The following is a 17,406-nucleotide window of genomic DNA, read 5'->3' as shown; positions in this document are numbered from 1 at the left end:
CTTTGCATGGCACTGTACTGATAAGCCTGCACTGATGGCCTCATGCCAAGTGTCGTGGGTTATGCGCATGATCTCAAGGACTGTTCCACTTGTTCTCTGACGCGCTACCAGCGTGGCATCGGTAATACTACGTGAGCCGCGTACCAGGGTACTCATGCATCAATGCCGTTTCGTGACGTTCTCAACAGACGCTTGTTGAGTCAAGGCGCTCAGAGCCCTCCCGAGGGCACTGTTGGGGTTGGCATTGCGCAGTGTCATCAGTACCGGTAGTCGTAGGCGAGGGATCAATGCGAGGTCGCGTGCCAGTGCGCCGAAGCTGGCCTGTGGGCAACTTGCCAGGCGCGTGAGGAAGACTGGCAGGCGTTCGGCATCCTCAAGGTGAGCATATCCACGCGCGGCAATTGCCACCAGTACGTCGACACTGGTGGCATCGTCATCGGCCAGCAGTGAGTCTATCCATTGGGCGGCTGCGGGCAATGGGCTGGCGCCAGTCGCGCGCAGACAAGCGCACAGAGTCTCCAGGTCGCCTTGCTCTCGTGCGTTCTGGCCACGTTGAATAAGCACCTCCAGCAACGCCGCTTCCTGTGCTGTCTCCAGCGCATTTGTAAGATGCGTATGGGCTGGCGGTGCCTGCTCCAGACACAATGCGACTGCACGCAGCGGTGTATCCGGCAGTGCTGCGATACGCGCGGGCAGGGCTTCAGCAAGCAGTGGTTCCAGCGTACCGCGTCGTGTCAGTACATCGGCAATGCCCTGCAGACCGAGCGAAGGCCAGTCATCCAGTGGCAACTTGGCCCCCAGATATTGCTCTGCCAACGCATGATGTTGGCTGGTCGGTCGCTCGCAATCCAGGCTGGCGCGCGCATGGAGCATGGCACGCAGCGTATCATCTGGCGTAAACGTCAGTGGATTGTCCTGCATCAGATTGTCGATCTTGGCGGCTTCGGCCACTTGAATATTATTTCGCCCCACACTGAGTGCTGTCTGGCCCAGTGTCGTGATCAGACGCTCAAGGAAGGCATCACGTTGAGCCGGTGACAGACGCCCTTCTTCATCCAGTGGCATGGCTAGAAACCATACCAGCGGGTCTTCGATGCCTGCGGGGCGGAAGACACAGGCCAAGCGTGCTTGGCCTTTGAAGGGTTGCTCCCAAGGCTGCTGTGTTGTCTCGAAAGCCTCAAGTTGTTCAAGACTTAGCGGTATAAGGGTGCGCCCTAGATGATAAAGGTGCAGTTCGGCGCCGGTGCGGGTGAAAAAGCTGCTCAAGGAGGAGAGAGGGGTCATGAAGCTCACCGCTACTGTGGAGCTCGACAGGTGCAAGACGAATCGAGGTTACTGAAAAGAAATTATCGAAGAGAAGGGCGCTGTCCAGCCAAGGAATGCACCACGAGTGGCAGCGACTTTAGCGACTCACTCCTCTGCATGCCACCCGCTCAGCCGACAAGGGCGCATATCTCTCATTAAAGCGCCATATATCTCTTGGATCAGTGACTTTTCGGTAGCTGTCGTATGGCCTGTCGATCGGGTAGCCAAGCCCCGTTACGCCACGGAGATCTGTCTCTCGTCGCGTGTCCAATGCCCCGTATTCAGGCTGCCTTGGGTGAGTCATTGCTTCATGCCTCCTCATCTGCTGTGAATAGTTGTACGGATGATGGATTTTTGATCAATTTTCGCAATGCCAGTAACGGCGTGGCTTTCAGCGTAACCACTGCAGGTTATCCACAGTGTCGTCCACGGCAGACGTGAATAACTGTCATGTGGCTGTCGTTACGGTGACATCTTTATGTTGCGCAGCACGCAGCAGTATGCGGCTGGTCTGTATGAACAGGCGTGCTAGAATCTCGTTCATTGCCAAAGGCGGTGGTGTTATTCCTTTTTGTTCTTTCGATACGGTATGAAATGATTGGGAATATACGACTGGCCCGTTACTCTATAAAACTAAATCACATATAAACGCTTGTGCTTATGCCTCTTTCGGCCGTCGCTGACGAGTTGCGCAGTGATGCATGCCGCCGCTGCCCGAGTCTGCCGAAAGCGACACCTTCCTGCCTAACCTTGCGATTATCGAGGAATCCCGATGAGTCATTCACGTTCGTTTGCAGCCGTCTTTTCTCCCTCTGTTTTCAAGGGCGCCGTATTGGCCGCCACCTTGAGTGCCGCTGCCATGGGTAGCCTGAGTGCGCAGGCGGATACCTTGAAGGTTGGTATGTCGGGCGGCTATTTCCCGTTTACCTTCGTCAAGCAGGATAAATTACAAGGTTTTGAGGTCGACGTGCTCAACGCCGTCGGTGAGATTACGGGTGATGATGTTGAATTCGTCACCATGAGTTTCTCGGGCCTGATCGGTGCGCTGGAAGCCGGCCGTATCGATACCGTGGCCAATCAGATCACCATCACCGATGCGCGCAAGGCCAAGTTCGCCTTCACGCAGCCGTACGTCTATGACGGTGCTCAGGTGGTCAAGCGTCGCGGAAACGATGAGATTACCGGCGTTGAATCACTCAAGGGCCATAGCGTCGCGGTCAATCTGGGCTCCAACTACGAGTCGCTGCTCAATGCGCTGCCGTATGCTGACGAGATCACTATCAAGACCTATGAGTCCAATCTTGAGCAGGACACTGCCTTGGGTCGTGTGGATGCCTTCGTGATGGACCGCGTGAGCGCCAGCCAGGTCATTCAGAAGACCCCGTTGCCGCTCGAACTTGCGGGTCAGCCGTTCTCCAAGATCGAGAATGCACTGCCGTTTCGTAATGACGATGCAGCCAAGGCACAGCGTGACAAGGTCGATGCTGCCCTGACCGAACTGAAAGACAATGGTCGTCTGAGCGAGATTTCCGAGAAGTGGTTCGGTAGTGACATCACCACACCGTAAGAGCAGTCTGAAGCAGTGATGCAAGGCAAGCGGGGTGACGGCAACGCGCCGTCACCCCGTTGTCGTCATGGAGCATGAACGACCTCTCTCAGGTATGCGTGATATGCCAATGAGACGTCGCAAGGGCATTGGCAGCGTCAGGCATTGCCATCATGGGCTGCGGCCCTTCATGCTTGCCTCCTTTGTCACGCTGAGGCCTTGGTGTCTCGCCTTCATATCCCCAGCCCGTCCGGATAACGAATGGATACTCTCAATATTGACTACATGCTCGGTCTGTTGCCGGTCATGCTCAAATATCTGCCCCTGACGCTCAAGATGGCGAGCATCGGCATGATTGCCGCGCTGATTCTTGCATCCTTGCTGGCAGTGGTACGGGTGCTCAAGGTGCCGGTGCTCAATGCGCTGACCATCGTGTTCATTTCCTTCTTCCGCGGTACGCCGTTGCTGGTGCAGCTGTTTCTGTTTTATTACGGCCTGCCGCAGGTCATGTCATTTCTGACTCAGATTGATGGTGTCACCGCGACGATTCTTGGTTTGACGCTGCATTTCTCCGCGTACATGGCCGAGTCGATTCGCGCCGCTATTGTCGGGGTGGATCGTAGTCAGACCGAAGCAGCATTATCGATTGGCATGACCAACCTGCAATTGATGCGCCGTATCGTGCTGCCACAGGCTGCACGCGTCGCAGCGCCGACGCTGATGAACTACTTCGTGGATATGATCAAATCCACCTCGCTTGCGTTTACGCTAGGTGTGACGGAACTGATGGGGGCGACTCAAAAGGAAGCCGCCAGCAGCTTTCTGTATTTTGAATCCTTCATCATGGTCGCTATCGTCTACTGGGTGATGGTGGAAGGGCTGTCATTCGTGCAGCGCTGGATGGAGAAACGTCTCAACAGGGCCTATCAGCGATGATTGCAGTCAGAAAACTGGTCAAGAAATTTGACGGTAACGCGGTACTCGACGGCATCACTCTTGAAGTGGAGCAGGGCGAGATCATCGTCGTCATCGGCCCGTCCGGTACCGGGAAATCCACGCTGCTACGCTGCATCAATTTTCTTGAGCAGCCTGATGGTGGTGAGGTCCAGATTGGCGACGTGAGGGTTGATGCCACACGTGCATCGCGCGCCGAAATTCTCGCATTGCGCCGCAACAGTGCATTCGTGTTCCAGAACTATGCACTGTTTGCCAACAAGACCGCGCTTGAGAACATTGCTGAAGGGCTGATTGTCGTCAATGGCTGGCCGAAGGCCAAGGCGCATCAACGCGCACGTGAGATTCTCGAGCGTATCGGCATGAGCGAGAAGGCGGATGCCTATCCGGCGGCGCTATCTGGCGGACAGCAGCAACGTATCGGCATTGGTCGTGCGATGGCAGCTCAGGCTGAGGTGATTCTGTTTGATGAGCCGACGTCAGCGCTGGACCCGGAATGGGTCGACGAAGTGCTGGAGCTGATGAAGCAGCTCGCTGTCGAGCGTCAGACCATGATCGTGGTCACGCATGAGATGCAGTTTGCGCGTGATGTGGCAGACCGAGTCATCTTCATGGAAGGCGGGCGCATCGTTGAACAGGGGCCACCCAGTCAGCTGTTCAGTGCGCCGAAGGATGACCGCACGCGTGCCTTCCTGCGCAAGGTGCTCAATGAAGTGCCGCCGCAGTGCGCTGCGGGCATATAACGGCTCATTTGAAGTGAGTGTAGAGATGTACTGAAAAAGCAGCCGCCCTGGCTTTCACCGGGGCGGCTGCTTTTTCACAGGCATATATCATTGCGCGGTGTCGAAGTGCCATGCATTGTCGACGGCTAGCTGCGGCGAGGCATGGAGCGCACCTTGGCAAAGGCATCCTCCAGCGCTAGTGTGACGCGTTCTTCCAGCAGCTCCTGTTCGGCAGGTGCCATGTAGAAGGCCATATCGACATCGTGGCGGATATAGCGCGGTGCCAGCTGATTGAGCGCGATGCAGGCCACGTCCTCGCGGCTGTCGCCATCCATGCCGATGGCCTCGGGGTGCAGTCGCAGTCGATCAAGCACGAGTTGCTCCATGTAATTGTGAACGCCTGCTGTGGTCGTGTGCCACGAGGGCTCTTGATGAGTTGCGTGCTGTCCGTGCATGAGAAATCCCCCTGCGTGATAAGCAATGCCATGGCTTGCTGCGAGTGGCCTCCTCTCATGGGTGGCGTCAACCAGACAGCAGCCGCGCTTCCGCCTCTTCAATATGATCAGCCAAACCGGATAATACCAGCGTGTCGCCACACGCCAGCAGTAGTGCACCGGTGGGATCCTCAATACATTCACCGTTGGCACGTACTACGCGCGCGATAAGAATGCCGCAATGCTCCGGCAGAATGATTTCATCGAGCCGGCGCTCACAAGCCCAGGCATTGGCGGTCAGGGTCAACGGGTGACGCCTTAACAGAGGGTTGCCGCGCTTGTCGATCAACTGGGACTGCTGACCGTGAAAGTAGCCATGCAGCATGCTGTAGCGCGCTTCACGAGCACTCTGGATCGAGCGCGCGACGCGACGGAAGGGGACCTCGAGATTGACCAACACATGTGATACCAGCATCAGTGAGCCTTCCAGTACCTCGGGAATGACTTCGGTCGCGCCAGCCGCCTTGTAGGTCTCAAGGTCCGCATCATCCTGTGTACGCACCAGTACCTTCAGCTTTTCCAGTTCCAGCGGCTGAATGGCGTGCAGAATGGCCAGGGCATGCGAGAGTTGGTTGACTGTAATCACGACCTGACGCGCGCGCTCGATACCGAGTGCGCGCAGAATATCCTGGCGCTGGGCATCACCGAACACGACCGGCTCGCCTGCGCTGGCGGCCTCATGCACACGGATGGGGTCGGTATCGATGGCGATCCACTCTATTTTCTCCTGTGTCAGAAAGCGGCCAACCGTCTGACCGACCCGCCCGAAGCCACACACGATGACATGGCCGCTCATGGGCGCCGTGGCCGCACTTAGCTCTGCCGTGGTATGCGGGTTTTCCTGTGTGGGAGTGCGCGAGCGACACAGTCGTTGAGTCAGGTAATGGTTGTGGCGAATCAGTGAGGGAGTGACCACCAGAGAACCAATGATGATGGCCACCACCAGCCCGATGGTATCGGTCTCCATCAATTGTTGCTGGCTGGCCAGTGCCAATAACGCGAAGCCAAATTCGCCGCCCTGTGCCAGTACAAGTCCAGTGCGCAGGGAGGAATCCAGTGGCCGACCGGAAAGTTTTGCCAGGCCCGTGATCAACAGCGCCTTGGCTGCCAGCAGACATGCTACGCCGATGACCACCCAGTCCCACTGGGCCAGCAGCACTTGTGGGTCCAGCAGCATGCCAACCGAGACGAAGAACAGGCCCAGCAAGATGTCGCGGAAGGGCCGAATATCGGCTTCGATTTGATGCCGGAAATGGCTTTCACCGAGCATCATGCCCGCCAGGAAGGCCCCCAGCGCCATTGATAGATGCAGGCTATGGGTCAGCCAGGCGGAGAATAGCGCCACCAACAGGGCGGTAAGCACGAACAGTTCTTCAGAGCGTGAGCGTGATATTTCCTGGAAGACCAGCGGCAGTATCCATTTGCCAATCGCCAACATCACGATGACCAACCCGATACCCTTGGCAAGCATGATGCCGAGCTCGCTGAGCAGATGGCTTCCATCTCCCGCCATGGCCGGAATCAGGATAAGGAATAGTAGCGCGGCGAGATCCTGGAATAGCAGCACGCCGACGGCGGCATGGCCGTGCGGGCTATCCAGCTCATTCCAGCGTGCCAGTTCACGCGTCACGATGGCAGTGGAGGAGAGGCCCAGCGCTCCCGCGGTGACAAGAGCTGCCACTGGTGAAAGCCCGAGCGCGTAGCCCAGTGCCCAGAATAGCCCGCTACACACGATGACCTGACAGGCACCGAGTCCGAAGACCGTTGTCTTGAGCGCGCGCATGCGCGGTACCGAGAACTCGAGCCCGAGTGAGAACAACAGAAACACCAGTCCAAACTCCGATAGAAAGGCGAGTTCTTCCGGACGACCTATCAACCTGCCAAATGTGGCCCGACGAGAAAGCCGACGGCTAGATAGGCCAGTACTGGAGGCAGATTCAGTCGTCGGAATAGCGCCGCCGCCACGACTGAGGCGCCGAGCAGTATCATCACATCATTGAATACGGTATCTGCCATCCGGCCCTCCTGGCCTTCCACAAGCATCAACGAGATAATAACGTGAACGCACCACGCATGAATTGACGGAGATCGCATGAACCCGACAGAGCAACCGAGAGATGGTGAGATGGCCGGCAATCCCTATGACGAACTACGGGATCTGCTGGTACGTCTAGAAGCGACCATGAAGGCGGCGGATCTGTGGCGCATGGAAACACCGCCACCGGAAGCTTTCATGAGTGTGGAGCCGTTTAGTGTCGATCGTATGGACATGGGGCAATGGTTACGTTTCGTGTTCATCTCTCGACTGTCTGCGCTGATCGATGCGCGCGGCACCTTCCCGGCCAAGTGTGAGATAGCTCCGGCTATTGAAGCCTGGTTGAAGGATGCGCGCCCTGAGCGTCGCGTTGCAGTCACCGAAGTGATTCGTGAGATCGATACGCTGATCACTGAGCACTGAGCACTGAGCACTAAGCACTAAGCACTAAGCACTGGAGAAGTCTACATGGCCTACTACTTCGCCTACGGTAGCAACATGAATGCGGAGCGGGTTTCAGCGCGCATTGGAGATACGCGGCGGGCGCTACTGGGGTGGCTGGAAGGTCATCGGCTGGCGTTTGACAAGGCGTCAAAAGTGGCAGGTATTGCGCATGCCAATGTGCAGCCTGCCGGTGACTCACGTGTCGAAGGCGTCCTCTATGAACTTGCGACGCCAGAGCAGATTGAACTGATGGACCCCTTTGAGGGTCGGCCGCACGAATATGAGCGCTATCTACATCCAATCGAGACCCATGAGGGCGTGATTGAGGCGTGGGTCTATGTGGCATTGCCTGAGCGAACGACTGAAGGTCTCAAGCCGGCTCGCGAATACCTTGATCACTTGTTGGGTGGGCAAGGTCTACTGTCACAGGCATATTTTTCACGCTTGGCGGCGGTGGAGGCTGAGCACTCGCTGGATGACGCGACGTTAGCCCAGCTAGGGTTATCGCGCACGACGCCTCGGTAGACTATATTCCAGCGTCATAACGCGATTGGCACCATGAAAAAGCCCACCCCTCATGATGAAGGGTGGGCTTTTTTACGCTCGGATGCAGACTTGGGTCCAAGTGATCAGCTGTTGCGAATCAGCTCCGGGTCCAGGTTTGACTGTTCACGACGACTGGTCAGCAAACCGATGATCAGGCCCATCAGTGCCGGTGCCAGCCAGCCAAGATTCATGGAGGCCAGTGGCAACAGCGGCTCGATCCTATGCGAGATTGCCATCAAGGTATCGATACCGCTGGCTTCAAAGCCATCCAGCAGGCTGACCAGCAGGGTTAGGCCCAGGCTCCAGGTGAACACGCGTGGTGCATCATGTAAATGTGGACGCAGGTAAGACAGTAGCGTCAGCACCAGCACCAGTGGGTAGAGCGTCACCAGTACCGGAATCGAGATGCTGATCAGTGCTGCGAGCCCAAGATTGGCGATCAGCGCTGAGGCGATGGCCATCACCACGACCAGGGCACGATAGGGCACCGCGGGCAGTAGACGATTGAAAAACTCGCCACAAGAGGTCAAGAGGCCAACGGCAGTCGTGAGGCAGGCCAGCGTGATCACGAGCGCAAGAATCAATTTGCCAGCATCACCAAACAATGCCTCGACATACACCGGGATCAGCTCACCCTTGCCTGCTTCCGTCACCAGCGCGTGACTAGTGGCACCCATGTAGGTCAGCGGCAGATAGACTGCTGCCAGACAGATGGCAGCAATGGCGCCCGCCCATAGCGTATAGCGGGTCACGTCAGCGGTAGCGGTCACGCCGCGTGCCTTGATGGCCGAGACGATCAGGATGCCGAACACCATTGAGGCCAACGCATCCATGGTCAGATAGCCCTGCTGGAAACCGGTCATGAAGGGAGACTCGGCCCACTCAGGGCTGACAGGGCCCAATGGCCCCTGCGGATTGATGATCGTGAAGGTGGCAATCAATGCCAGCAGCGCGATCAATAGCGGCGTCAGCCACTTGCCGACGACATCCATCAGCTTGCCTGGGCTCAGCGCAATCAGTGTCGCGATACCGAAGAAAAGTACTGAATGCAGTGCCAGACCGCTCTGCGGCGTCATGTTGATGAACGGGCGCATACCCATTTCAAACGCGACGGTGCCGGTGCGCGGAATGGCAAACATCGGTCCGATGGAAAGATAGATGGCCACGCCAAAAGCTGCAGCTGCCCATTTGGGGAGCGGCGAGGTGATCTTGTCGAGCCCACCACCAATCACGGCAACCGCGACGATACCGGCCAGTGGCATGCCAACACCAGTGGCAAGAAAGCCGAGTGCCGCCGGCCAGAATTCAGCACCAGCACCTTGGCCCACCTGAGGCGGGAAGATGATGTTGCCTGCACCAAGAAAGAGGGCAAAGGTCATGAAGCCCAGCGCCACAATGTCGAGGCTGGAAAGTCGAGTTTTCAAGATGAAGTCCTGCGGATTCAGCGGATGCGTTGCGGCATACAAGATGTCGTGAGGCCAGCAGTGTGCCGGTAAAACGACAGTATGCCGAGAAGCCGTTGGCCAGCGACAAGGGTGGGTCACCAGCAAGCCCGAGAGCAATGGGGTGGTGTTGCACGCGGGTCATATGGCGAGATCATGCGGCGACGGATGTCGAGGCCGTGATCAGACGCGGCGCATTATCGTTGATTTCACGTGGCAAGACAAAGTGCGTACCGCTAGCCGTGGTGTTGCGGTGAAGTACGTAGTACGTGTCAGCAATGGCCATCAGTATTGGCGGTCCACCCTCATCGCTACTGCTAGCGCCCTTTGCTTACAGGGGGCAATGGCACTTGATTTGGCCAGTCGTCGGGGACGACAAATACGCGCCATTGATGGCTGACATGAGTGGTGGCAGAGGGAATGACAGAGTGTGAGGTGGCCGATGAGATTTCCGGCGTCAGCTCGAGCCATAGCTGGCGAGGGTGCGGTGGTCGTGAGGTGTGCTGCTCACTCACACAAAAATATTGATGCAGCCAATCACCCAGTGCGTGCCACGGAACAAGATCCTCTTTCAGTGGCGGCGCTAGCCAGGCAGGCTTTTCTCGCACGATACCTTGCAGACACTGCTGCTCGCGGACAGCCTCATCTGTGCTGGTCTTGCTCAGTGCAGCACAAAAAGCAGGGAAGTCGCTCAAGCGTACCCACCAGCCTGCCTGCATCGCAGTATCAGGATGACAGCCAGCGGGAGGCGGGAGGTGATCTGCCAGTGTCGTCTCTGGCTGCCAGGGGCGAAAGAGACACCCAGGGAGTGCCAGCTGTTGCTGAAGAGGTACTTCAGGCTCGACTTTCTCAAGTCCCGTCTCATCACGTTCGATCTTATCAAGTGCCGCCCTCAAAGTGTGCAGTCCTTTGGGAGTGTGGGCCAGCGGCAGTTGATGATACAGGCTGCGCTGATACTTGATGGCCAGGCTGTCAGCGCCACCGGGTCCTATCCAGCGTGCTGGGCTATTTACCGCTCCGGGGCCTTCTGGCAGTCCGAGATAGAACTTGATTGCGACCTCCAGGTGGGTCGGCGCGCGCTCGCTGCTGGTCTGGTAGATCAGGTCTAGCTCACCCAGCGTAATTTTGGCGTCCTTTATCACCAGGTTACTGATCAGGAGCCGGCTGTCGGGAGCGTGCTTCAGGACAAACTGCCACAGCAGCTCATGATAGCGGCCCAGTCGATAGTGGCGGTGCTCATCAATGGCGCCTTCAAGTATCTGCGGCTGCTGTTCAAGCTCACTCAGCCAGCGATGACGCACGTCGCTATCTGCCAGTCCGAGACTCGACAAGGACGGGCGTGGATAGGCAGAGATATGCAGCAGGTCCGGTGTACTCAGTAGCCAGGCAATATCTCTGACTAGCGGATGGTGATAAAGCGCGCTCGACGCTCGCAAGTCATCGGTCGCAGCACCAGGGGAGGCCAGCCACTCAGCAACAGAGGACGTGGACGAGCCAGGTGGGGAGTGAGAGGCATGGCCCTGATCAGCTGAGACTTGGGTCTCAGAGGCTTGTTGAGCAAGGGGACGGTCAACAGCGCTCTCAAGCGCTTCCCTTGTACTATCTGAGGGGAGAATGGGCATGTTGCTCAGTGTATCTCAGGGGGACTGGTGAGGAATATGGCTCACGGCAGCTGCCTTTAGATGTCATCACTCAACGCTTGAGCACCTCGGATACCCATCGAAGAGGCGGGTTGCAAAGCCCTAAACTTGATCTGCATCAATCAAGCCATTCAAAACATTACCTTTAACGCATTTAATGTTGCTCGCCAAGCAGTTTGATAGCGCGCAATGGCGCATTATTGATTCTTTTTCAGAACCAATTCAGTTGCTGAATAGAGGTGTGTCTACCTGTTTTTCGCAGTTCCATCGACGTCGCCGTGTGTGCTCTGCGTGAATGAGCTTGGCAGCAGAAAATTTCCTGTTCACCTGTGCATCACCTTGGCAATGACATCATCTCCTGTGCTTTTGAGGAAATGTCATGTTCTGGTAAGGCTAGCACGCGTAAAACGTACTCCCGAGAGCCAGAGTGATTTCATGAATCTCGCTCTATGAGCACAATATTTTCCCTGAAGAGTGCATGAATACTGGGCTTTGAGTGAAGGTGAAAGAAAAATACGCATTTTTTCGATTTTCTAGCATCCAGTTGTGACGACGTGGCGTATTACTCATCAGCACATGAAGGCACGCCCTGCTGTACGAATCATGTTCGACCAAGGGTGTATGTAAGTGTGTTGATTTACACCGAAAGTCGATAGTCTGAAAAGAGGGTGCCGCACGATATTTGGCAGCAAGGAGCAGGAATTTTTTCGCTGTAAATATTGTACGAAAATTGTATGTAAGTGTTATTGGAGTTGTGTTTCAGGGTCGGCCGATGCATCAAGAAAACACAAGGTGGCTGGAGTGCGATGTGTCAGCGCGTTTCTGTTTTGGAAACAGTGGGCTTTCTGTAAAAGGGCTAGTTAGAAAGCGTCATAAATATTAGTCTGTTAATCATTAAGGCACAGCAAGGCCGCCATGGCTTGAAGGACTTGACCCGGACAGGGGTCAGCAGTAGTCGACCTTCACTCCAGGCGCTCACTATTAGCGGAAAACATCCGCATCAAGGGACCAGGAGTCTTCTCATGAAAAACATTTCTCTCACAGCATTGTTCGCCACCGTCATTCTCGCTACCGCAAGTACCTCTGCACTGGCCGCCGATGACAGCCCCGTTGCACAGCGTGTCCAGGAGTCATTGAGTAGCCAGCAGATCGTTGGTCAGGCTCATCAGTCTGCCACCACTCAGCAAACAGCCTTTGCTGGCACTGGCATGAGCATCGCTGCGAGTCGTGTTGAGCAGTCCCTGAATGCAGACATGATCAAAGGTGAGCGAATGGGTAGCGTGTCCACTTCTCAGGTCTTGGATAATGACAAGGGCAAGAGCGTTGCCGCCACTCGCTTTGAACACGCTTTAAACGACAACGCCTGATGGCAGAAGCGCGATATGCGCACTGCGCGACCGTTCTCGCCGAATGCTGAGCGTGTAAATGCTTGGCTTATGAAAAGCTGCAAGACCTAATTTTCCCGGAGATATCTCATGAAACTCATCAATACCTTGATTGCTACCGCCGCACTTTCCATCGCCACCACGGGTATTGCTGCCGCTGATAGCGTTGCCGATGCCCAGGTGCGCTCCACGCTGAGCGAGCAAACCATCAATGGACAGGTGCAAGTTGCTGCCACCCAACAGGCCACCTTTGCTGATACCGGCATGAGCGTTGCCGCAGGTCGTGTTGAGCAATTGTTGAGTACTGACATGATCAAGGGCGAGCGCCGCCAGCGAGTATCTGATGTCCAGAGTTTCACTAATGATGCCGGCAAGAGTGTCTCTGCTACTCGCGTACAGCATGCACTTGAAACAAGTGTCTAATTTGTTGATTGACTAATCTAAATAAATATCATGTGACATGATGCTTATTGTTATACCGATTACCATTGTCATGGTGAATGCTGGGTATCTTTTTAGAGCCAATATGACCAGTGGAAATGATTATATGATAGCTGTTGAGTAAATAACGATTTTCGCGTGTAGTGATGATAAATGTTACTCAGTCTCTAGTAAGTGATTGATTTAAATGGCATCATGGCTCACGTATTTTAAACGAAATCATATGCTGAAGTTTTGTATATGACACTCCGAGCTAAACTGATACTGGAATTCCTGTTATGCCAATCTTGAAATCACTGAAGACATTGACATGTTCTTTGCTCCTCGGTGCGAGTCTTGTTTCCGGCTATGCGATGGCCAGCGATGCTGTTGATAAGCCCAAGGTACTTATCTTTGATGTCAATGAAACATTGCTTGACCTGACGTCCATGCGCAGTTCCGTGGGTGATGCGCTGGGTGGTAGAGAAGATCTGCTCCCGTTGTGGTTCTCCACCATGTTGCATTATTCCCTGGTCGATACCGTAACCAAGGATTATCACGATTTTGGTCAGATCGGCGTTGCTTCATTGCTGATTGTCGCCCAAAACAACGATATCGAGCTCACAGGCGAGCAAGCCAAGAAGGCTATCATCACGCCATTGTTGACGCTGCCGCCGCATGCTGACGTCAAGGAAGGTCTGGCGGAGCTGAAGGCACAGGGATACAAGATCGTCAGTCTGACCAACTCTTCGAACAAGGCTGTCAAAGCCCAGTTCGAAAGCGCCGGCTTGCTGTCGTATTTTGATGAGCGTTACAGCATTGAAGATATCAAGATATATAAGCCTGATCTGCGCTCTTATGAGTGGGTGCTTGAAAAACTCAATGTAAAGCCAGAAGAAGCAATGATGGTGGCGGCGCACGGTTGGGATGTAGCGGGTGCCAAGGAAGCTGGTTTACAAACGACCTTTATTGCTCGTCCTGGCAAAGCGCTTTATCCGCTGGCCAAGCAGCCGGATCACGTCGTGAAAGATTTACATGAACTGGCTGATATATTAGGTAAGAGCGAATAATCACCGCGTACAATGTGTTTGTATTCGGTAATTAATCAAGACGCATCTTCAAGTGAGATATCGTTCTCTGCATGATGATGTGTCGCTGGCCCTGGTCGTCTTGAGAGTCAGGCGGTCGGGGTCAGTGAGAGCTGGCTTCATAGTCGTCGTATGAACATGATGTCGCGTGTACGTGAAGTGGTATAAGCGCGAGGCAGCGCATGAGGGAAAGACGCCTTCATGCATGCTTGCGGTATTTGATCCTTTCTCTCGTCGGTAGAATCTTCACGCAAGGGCGTTATGCTCTGTGCTCATGATGCCTTATGCGCGCTCGATCTGCCGCCTCCTTTCTTGAGTGTTTTCCTGTCTTGAATGTCACTGTCTCGATATTCATTGCCCGCTACTGGCGGGTTTTTTTTGTGCCTATCGATAAGTGCGGTAGGCCTACCTATCAGCCTTTTGCTTAGCTATCCCCTCGTAATGCTGCCATCTGAGTTCCGTCGATAGCTCCTATAAGCGAGTGGATAGAAGGATGGGTAGTGAATCAATGGGCAGTGATGGATGAGTCGCTAGACAGTCGAGGCTATCGATATCGCAAAGCATCTCCGTGACATCTTGGGTGAGGGGTTCTTGCCTGCAACGGTAGCGGTATAGGTGAAACTTTATTCTCAACCTATTGAAAACATTGTATTTAGTGAAGGGTTTGCAGTTCGCTGACTGTTCGAGGTCAGTGCAGGGAGCAGCATTGATTCATAGTTGGAACCAATGCTGTGCCTGAGGGAGAGTATTTCTCAGTACATGATGCGTTCACAATGCGTGTCATCGAGGAGGCGGGGCAGGTGCCTGCCTCAGTGCTTTAGCCAACAGAAAATGTTGGATCATCTGAAGGCCGCCCTGTCAATGTAGTCATTTTTCGTAGTACCCGGTGGCTGTCCCGTTCTAGCAAGGCTTGTACGCGGAAAACAGTATTTCATTAGCATAATCGTGCATATGAGCTGAGGCTGGTTGGCACATTTTTTTTGCTGATGTGTGCATTAATTATGGTCTTAAGATGCGCAATAGAGAAAAAAACGCATTTTTCCGATTTGTTGGCATCCAGCTTGGACACTGTGGCGTATTACTCATCAGAACATGAAGACACACACGCAGCATGAATCATGTTCGACCAAGGTGGTGGATGAGGCGTGATGGTTTACTCCGAAAGTCGATGGTATGGGGGCGGGGTGCCGTGCAGTATACGGCGGTATTCGTCAGCAGAAGCCAGGCATCGCTTCATCAGCATGGTTGTACGTGAGTTGTCTTAAGGTGTGATTTTAGTGGTATGTCACGCTCGGTCAGCAGATCGTCAGAACGCTGGGCAAACGAAGGAGAGTTTGCAAGTGTGTTTCTCTCAGGGAAACAGTGAGCTGCCAGTGGGATGGCTAGTTAGAAAGCGGATTAAAGATTAGTCTGTTAATCATCGAGGCACAGCAAGATCGCCAGAGTTTGAATGATTCGACCCGGACAGGGGTCAGCAGTATCCGATCTTCACTCTGAGCACTCACTATCAGCGGAAAGCATCCGCATAAAAGGACCAGGAGTCTTCTCATGAAAAACGTATCCCTCAAAGCGCTGTTCGCTACTGTTATTCTCGCTGCAGCAAGTACCTCTGCACTCGCTGCTGATGACAGCCCTGCTGCCCAGCGTGTTCAGGAAGCCGTGAGCAGTCATCAGATCATCGGTCAGTCGCAGTCCCCTGCTACTGGTCAGCAGAGCTTCTCCGAAACAGGCATGAGCGTTGCCGCTGGACGCGTTGAGCAGTCCTTGAACGCGCAGAGCCTCAAGGGCAGCAGCACTGCTTCACTGACCAGCGCTAATCCGGTGGTCAATGATCAAGGTAAAAGCGTTGCTGCCAGCCGTGTTCAGCAGAGCCTCAGCGATAACGCGTGATCTTCCAAGGCGTGATGAATCGCGCTAGATCATGCAAGCAACGTATATCGACATCTAACCCGTTTTGGAGAATCCCCATGAAAACATTGAATACCTTCATCGCCGCTGCTGCTCTGTCTATTGCTGCCACCGGTGTCGCTTCTGCCGATAGCGTTGCAGATCTTCAAGTACGTGACGCCTTGAGTGAGCAAGCTATCCAAGGTCAGGCACAGCCTGCCAGCACCCAGCAGATCGTTGTGGAAAGTGGCAAGAGTGTTGCTGCCAGCCGTGTTGAGCAGTCTCTGAGCGCTGACATGGTCAAGGGTGAGCACATGAATACTGTATCCACTTCCCAGGCCCTGGCTAACGACAAGGGCAAGAGTGTTGCAGCAACTCGCTTTGAAGATGCACTGAACGACAACGCCTGATATCAGACAACATGTCTGAATATTTAAAGACCTCAATTCTTGGAGATATCTCATGAAACTTATCAATACTGTTATTGCTACCGCTGCTCTTTCCATTGCTGCCACAGGTATTGCTGCAGCAGATAGCGTTACCGACGCCCAGGTGCGTGCTTCACTGACCGAACATGTCATCAATGGTCAGGCCCAGCCGGCCGCCATGCAGCAGGCAAGTTTTGCTGATACCGGCATGAGTGTTGCTGCAGGTCGAGTCGTACAGTCTCTGAACGGAGATATGATCAAGGGTGAGCGTTCTCAGTTGGTTTCTGATTCCCAGAACTTTGATAACGATGCCGGCAAGAGTTTCTCTGCAACACGTGTACAGCATGCCCTCAGCGAAAGTGTCTGAAGTCTCGTTGACATGATATTGCTGAAAGGATGATGCGTTTTCGAGAAATATGCGGAGTCCCCAGTGCCCACTGATTTTTAGTATTCGACACCATCCAGCACTCTATAGCGTCAGATATCCGACAGTGTGTGTAAGCACTTGATACAAGAAAGTCGTGCCGTCGCAAGAGCCTTACATGTTGACATAGATAAGGAAGCTGCCCGATGTGCAAGCCCGGAATTCTGTCAGTCGTAAGTCGCTTGATTTGACCGCCGTATCCCTATCGGTGGTCAGTATAAAACTCGTTATCTGCATTCATTGTCTTTCTTGTTCTTCTCGTGCCTCTACTATTCATTACATCTTTTATACTGGGTGATCGACAGTCATCATGGATTTCATGAATGGCTATGGTTTATTCAGAATGAGCCGGATGATTATGAATAAGCGTATTCGGCACTACATTCGATAATTCATTAAGGAGAACTGCATCATGATCAAATCATTCATGACTCACGGCTTGACAGCCCTTGCTCTCGCCACCAGTGGCCTTGCCGTTGCAGATGTTCAATCTGAAGATGGGCAGCATTACCAAAAGACAGAACAGCGCTATGCTGCTCACTCGGATATAACGATTGCCAGTCGGGGTAATGTATTATCTGAAAGCGCCAGCCGCAGCGATAAAGGTGCGCATCGCTAGAGTATCTCGTATTCGGATCTCCGTCGT

19 protein-coding genes are annotated in these 17,406 nt (G+C 54.3%); 12 read left to right on the top strand and 7 right to left on the bottom strand.

The window, feature by feature from the left end:
* Positions 1-159 precede the first annotated feature (159 nt).
* Positions 160-1,284 carry a DUF3549 family protein gene (locus tag BF12_RS0107350; protein WP_024951718.1) on the bottom strand — a complete coding sequence of 375 codons (1,125 nt, stop codon included), beginning with the start codon at positions 1,282-1,284 and terminating at the stop codon, positions 160-162.
* Between the two features lie 880 nt (positions 1,285-2,164).
* Here BF12_RS0107350 and BF12_RS0107340 point away from each other — a divergent pair.
* The 3 genes from BF12_RS0107340 (at position 2,165) to BF12_RS0107330 (ending at position 4,548) form a co-directional block, all read left to right on the top strand.
* Complete coding sequence (locus BF12_RS0107340; RefSeq protein WP_246116424.1) at positions 2,165-2,872, top strand: amino acid ABC transporter substrate-binding protein; 708 nt, start codon at positions 2,165-2,167, stop codon at positions 2,870-2,872.
* A 240-nt stretch (positions 2,873-3,112) separates the two neighbouring features.
* Entirely contained in the window at positions 3,113-3,787 is a 675-nt protein-coding gene (locus BF12_RS0107335) for an amino acid ABC transporter permease (RefSeq protein WP_024951716.1), read from the top strand.
* Positions 3,784-4,548, top strand: a complete 765-nt coding sequence (locus BF12_RS0107330; protein ID WP_024951715.1) for an amino acid ABC transporter ATP-binding protein — start codon at positions 3,784-3,786, stop codon at positions 4,546-4,548. Before BF12_RS0107335 ends, BF12_RS0107330 begins: the two co-directional genes overlap by 4 nt.
* 125 nt (positions 4,549-4,673) lie before the next feature.
* On the opposite strand, the gene BF12_RS19150 is transcribed toward BF12_RS0107330, so the two are convergent.
* The 3 genes from BF12_RS19150 to BF12_RS22190 form a co-directional block, all read right to left on the bottom strand.
* Positions 4,674-4,913 (bottom strand): late competence development ComFB family protein, encoded by a 240-nt coding sequence (locus BF12_RS19150; protein WP_035159419.1) that lies wholly within the window; start codon positions 4,911-4,913, stop codon positions 4,674-4,676.
* Between the two features lie 136 nt (positions 4,914-5,049).
* Entirely contained in the window at positions 5,050-6,849 is a 1,800-nt protein-coding gene (locus tag BF12_RS19145) for a monovalent cation:proton antiporter family protein (RefSeq protein ID WP_051510806.1), read from the bottom strand.
* Between the two features lie 44 nt (positions 6,850-6,893).
* Complete coding sequence (locus BF12_RS22190; RefSeq protein WP_169734513.1) at positions 6,894-7,037, bottom strand: hypothetical protein; 144 nt, start codon at positions 7,035-7,037, stop codon at positions 6,894-6,896.
* A gap of 76 nt (positions 7,038-7,113) precedes the next feature.
* Between BF12_RS22190 and BF12_RS0107315 the strand changes: the two genes are divergently transcribed.
* Together BF12_RS0107315 and BF12_RS0107310 are read left to right on the top strand one after the other, a co-directional pair.
* Positions 7,114-7,479, top strand: a complete 366-nt coding sequence (locus BF12_RS0107315; RefSeq protein WP_024951713.1) for a YqcC family protein — start codon at positions 7,114-7,116, stop codon at positions 7,477-7,479.
* A 45-nt stretch (positions 7,480-7,524) separates the two neighbouring features.
* The gene (locus BF12_RS0107310; RefSeq protein ID WP_024951712.1) at positions 7,525-8,025 is read left to right on the top strand and encodes a gamma-glutamylcyclotransferase family protein; all 501 of its coding nucleotides are present in this window, start codon (positions 7,525-7,527) and stop codon (positions 8,023-8,025) included.
* Positions 8,026-8,129: 104 nt separating this feature from the next.
* Here BF12_RS0107310 and brnQ read toward each other — a convergent pair whose 3' ends face one another.
* From brnQ to BF12_RS0107295, 3 genes are all read right to left on the bottom strand, one after another.
* Complete coding sequence (gene brnQ / locus BF12_RS0107305; RefSeq protein WP_024951711.1) at positions 8,130-9,470, bottom strand: branched-chain amino acid transport system II carrier protein; 1,341 nt, start codon at positions 9,468-9,470, stop codon at positions 8,130-8,132.
* 172 nt (positions 9,471-9,642) lie between these two features.
* On the bottom strand, positions 9,643-9,774 hold the full coding sequence (locus BF12_RS23110; protein ID WP_282705487.1) for a hypothetical protein: 132 nt from the start codon (positions 9,772-9,774) through the stop codon (positions 9,643-9,645).
* 31 nt (positions 9,775-9,805) lie between these two features.
* On the bottom strand, positions 9,806-10,924 hold the full coding sequence (locus tag BF12_RS0107295) for a DUF1853 family protein (RefSeq protein ID WP_035159462.1): 1,119 nt from the start codon (positions 10,922-10,924) through the stop codon (positions 9,806-9,808).
* Between the two features lie 1,226 nt (positions 10,925-12,150).
* Between BF12_RS0107295 and BF12_RS0107290 the strand changes: the two genes are divergently transcribed.
* The 7 genes from BF12_RS0107290 (at position 12,151) to BF12_RS0107260 (ending at position 17,379) form a co-directional block, all read left to right on the top strand.
* Positions 12,151-12,495 carry a hypothetical protein gene (locus BF12_RS0107290; RefSeq protein ID WP_024951709.1) on the top strand — a complete coding sequence of 115 codons (345 nt, stop codon included), beginning with the start codon at positions 12,151-12,153 and terminating at the stop codon, positions 12,493-12,495.
* A 108-nt stretch (positions 12,496-12,603) separates the two neighbouring features.
* Positions 12,604-12,936, top strand: a complete 333-nt coding sequence (locus BF12_RS0107285) for a hypothetical protein (RefSeq protein WP_024951708.1) — start codon at positions 12,604-12,606, stop codon at positions 12,934-12,936.
* Positions 12,937-13,232: 296 nt separating this feature from the next.
* Positions 13,233-14,003 carry a haloacid dehalogenase type II gene (locus BF12_RS0107280; RefSeq protein WP_024951707.1) on the top strand — a complete coding sequence of 257 codons (771 nt, stop codon included), beginning with the start codon at positions 13,233-13,235 and terminating at the stop codon, positions 14,001-14,003.
* 1,566 nt (positions 14,004-15,569) lie between these two features.
* Positions 15,570-15,911, top strand: a complete 342-nt coding sequence (locus tag BF12_RS0107275) for a hypothetical protein (protein WP_024951706.1) — start codon at positions 15,570-15,572, stop codon at positions 15,909-15,911.
* A 77-nt stretch (positions 15,912-15,988) separates the two neighbouring features.
* Positions 15,989-16,318 (top strand): hypothetical protein, encoded by a 330-nt coding sequence (locus tag BF12_RS0107270; protein ID WP_024951705.1) that lies wholly within the window; start codon positions 15,989-15,991, stop codon positions 16,316-16,318.
* A 52-nt stretch (positions 16,319-16,370) separates the two neighbouring features.
* Entirely contained in the window at positions 16,371-16,703 is a 333-nt protein-coding gene (locus BF12_RS0107265) for a hypothetical protein (protein WP_024951704.1), read from the top strand.
* 469 nt (positions 16,704-17,172) lie between these two features.
* Positions 17,173-17,379, top strand: a complete 207-nt coding sequence (locus tag BF12_RS0107260) for a hypothetical protein (protein WP_024951703.1) — start codon at positions 17,173-17,175, stop codon at positions 17,377-17,379.
* Positions 17,380-17,406: the final 27 nt, after the last annotated feature.

It is taken from the genome of Cobetia crustatorum (genome assembly GCF_000591415.1).
Lineage (GTDB): Bacteria > Pseudomonadota > Gammaproteobacteria > Pseudomonadales > Halomonadaceae > Cobetia > Cobetia crustatorum.
This window is presented reverse-complemented; position numbering and strand designations above follow the sequence as displayed.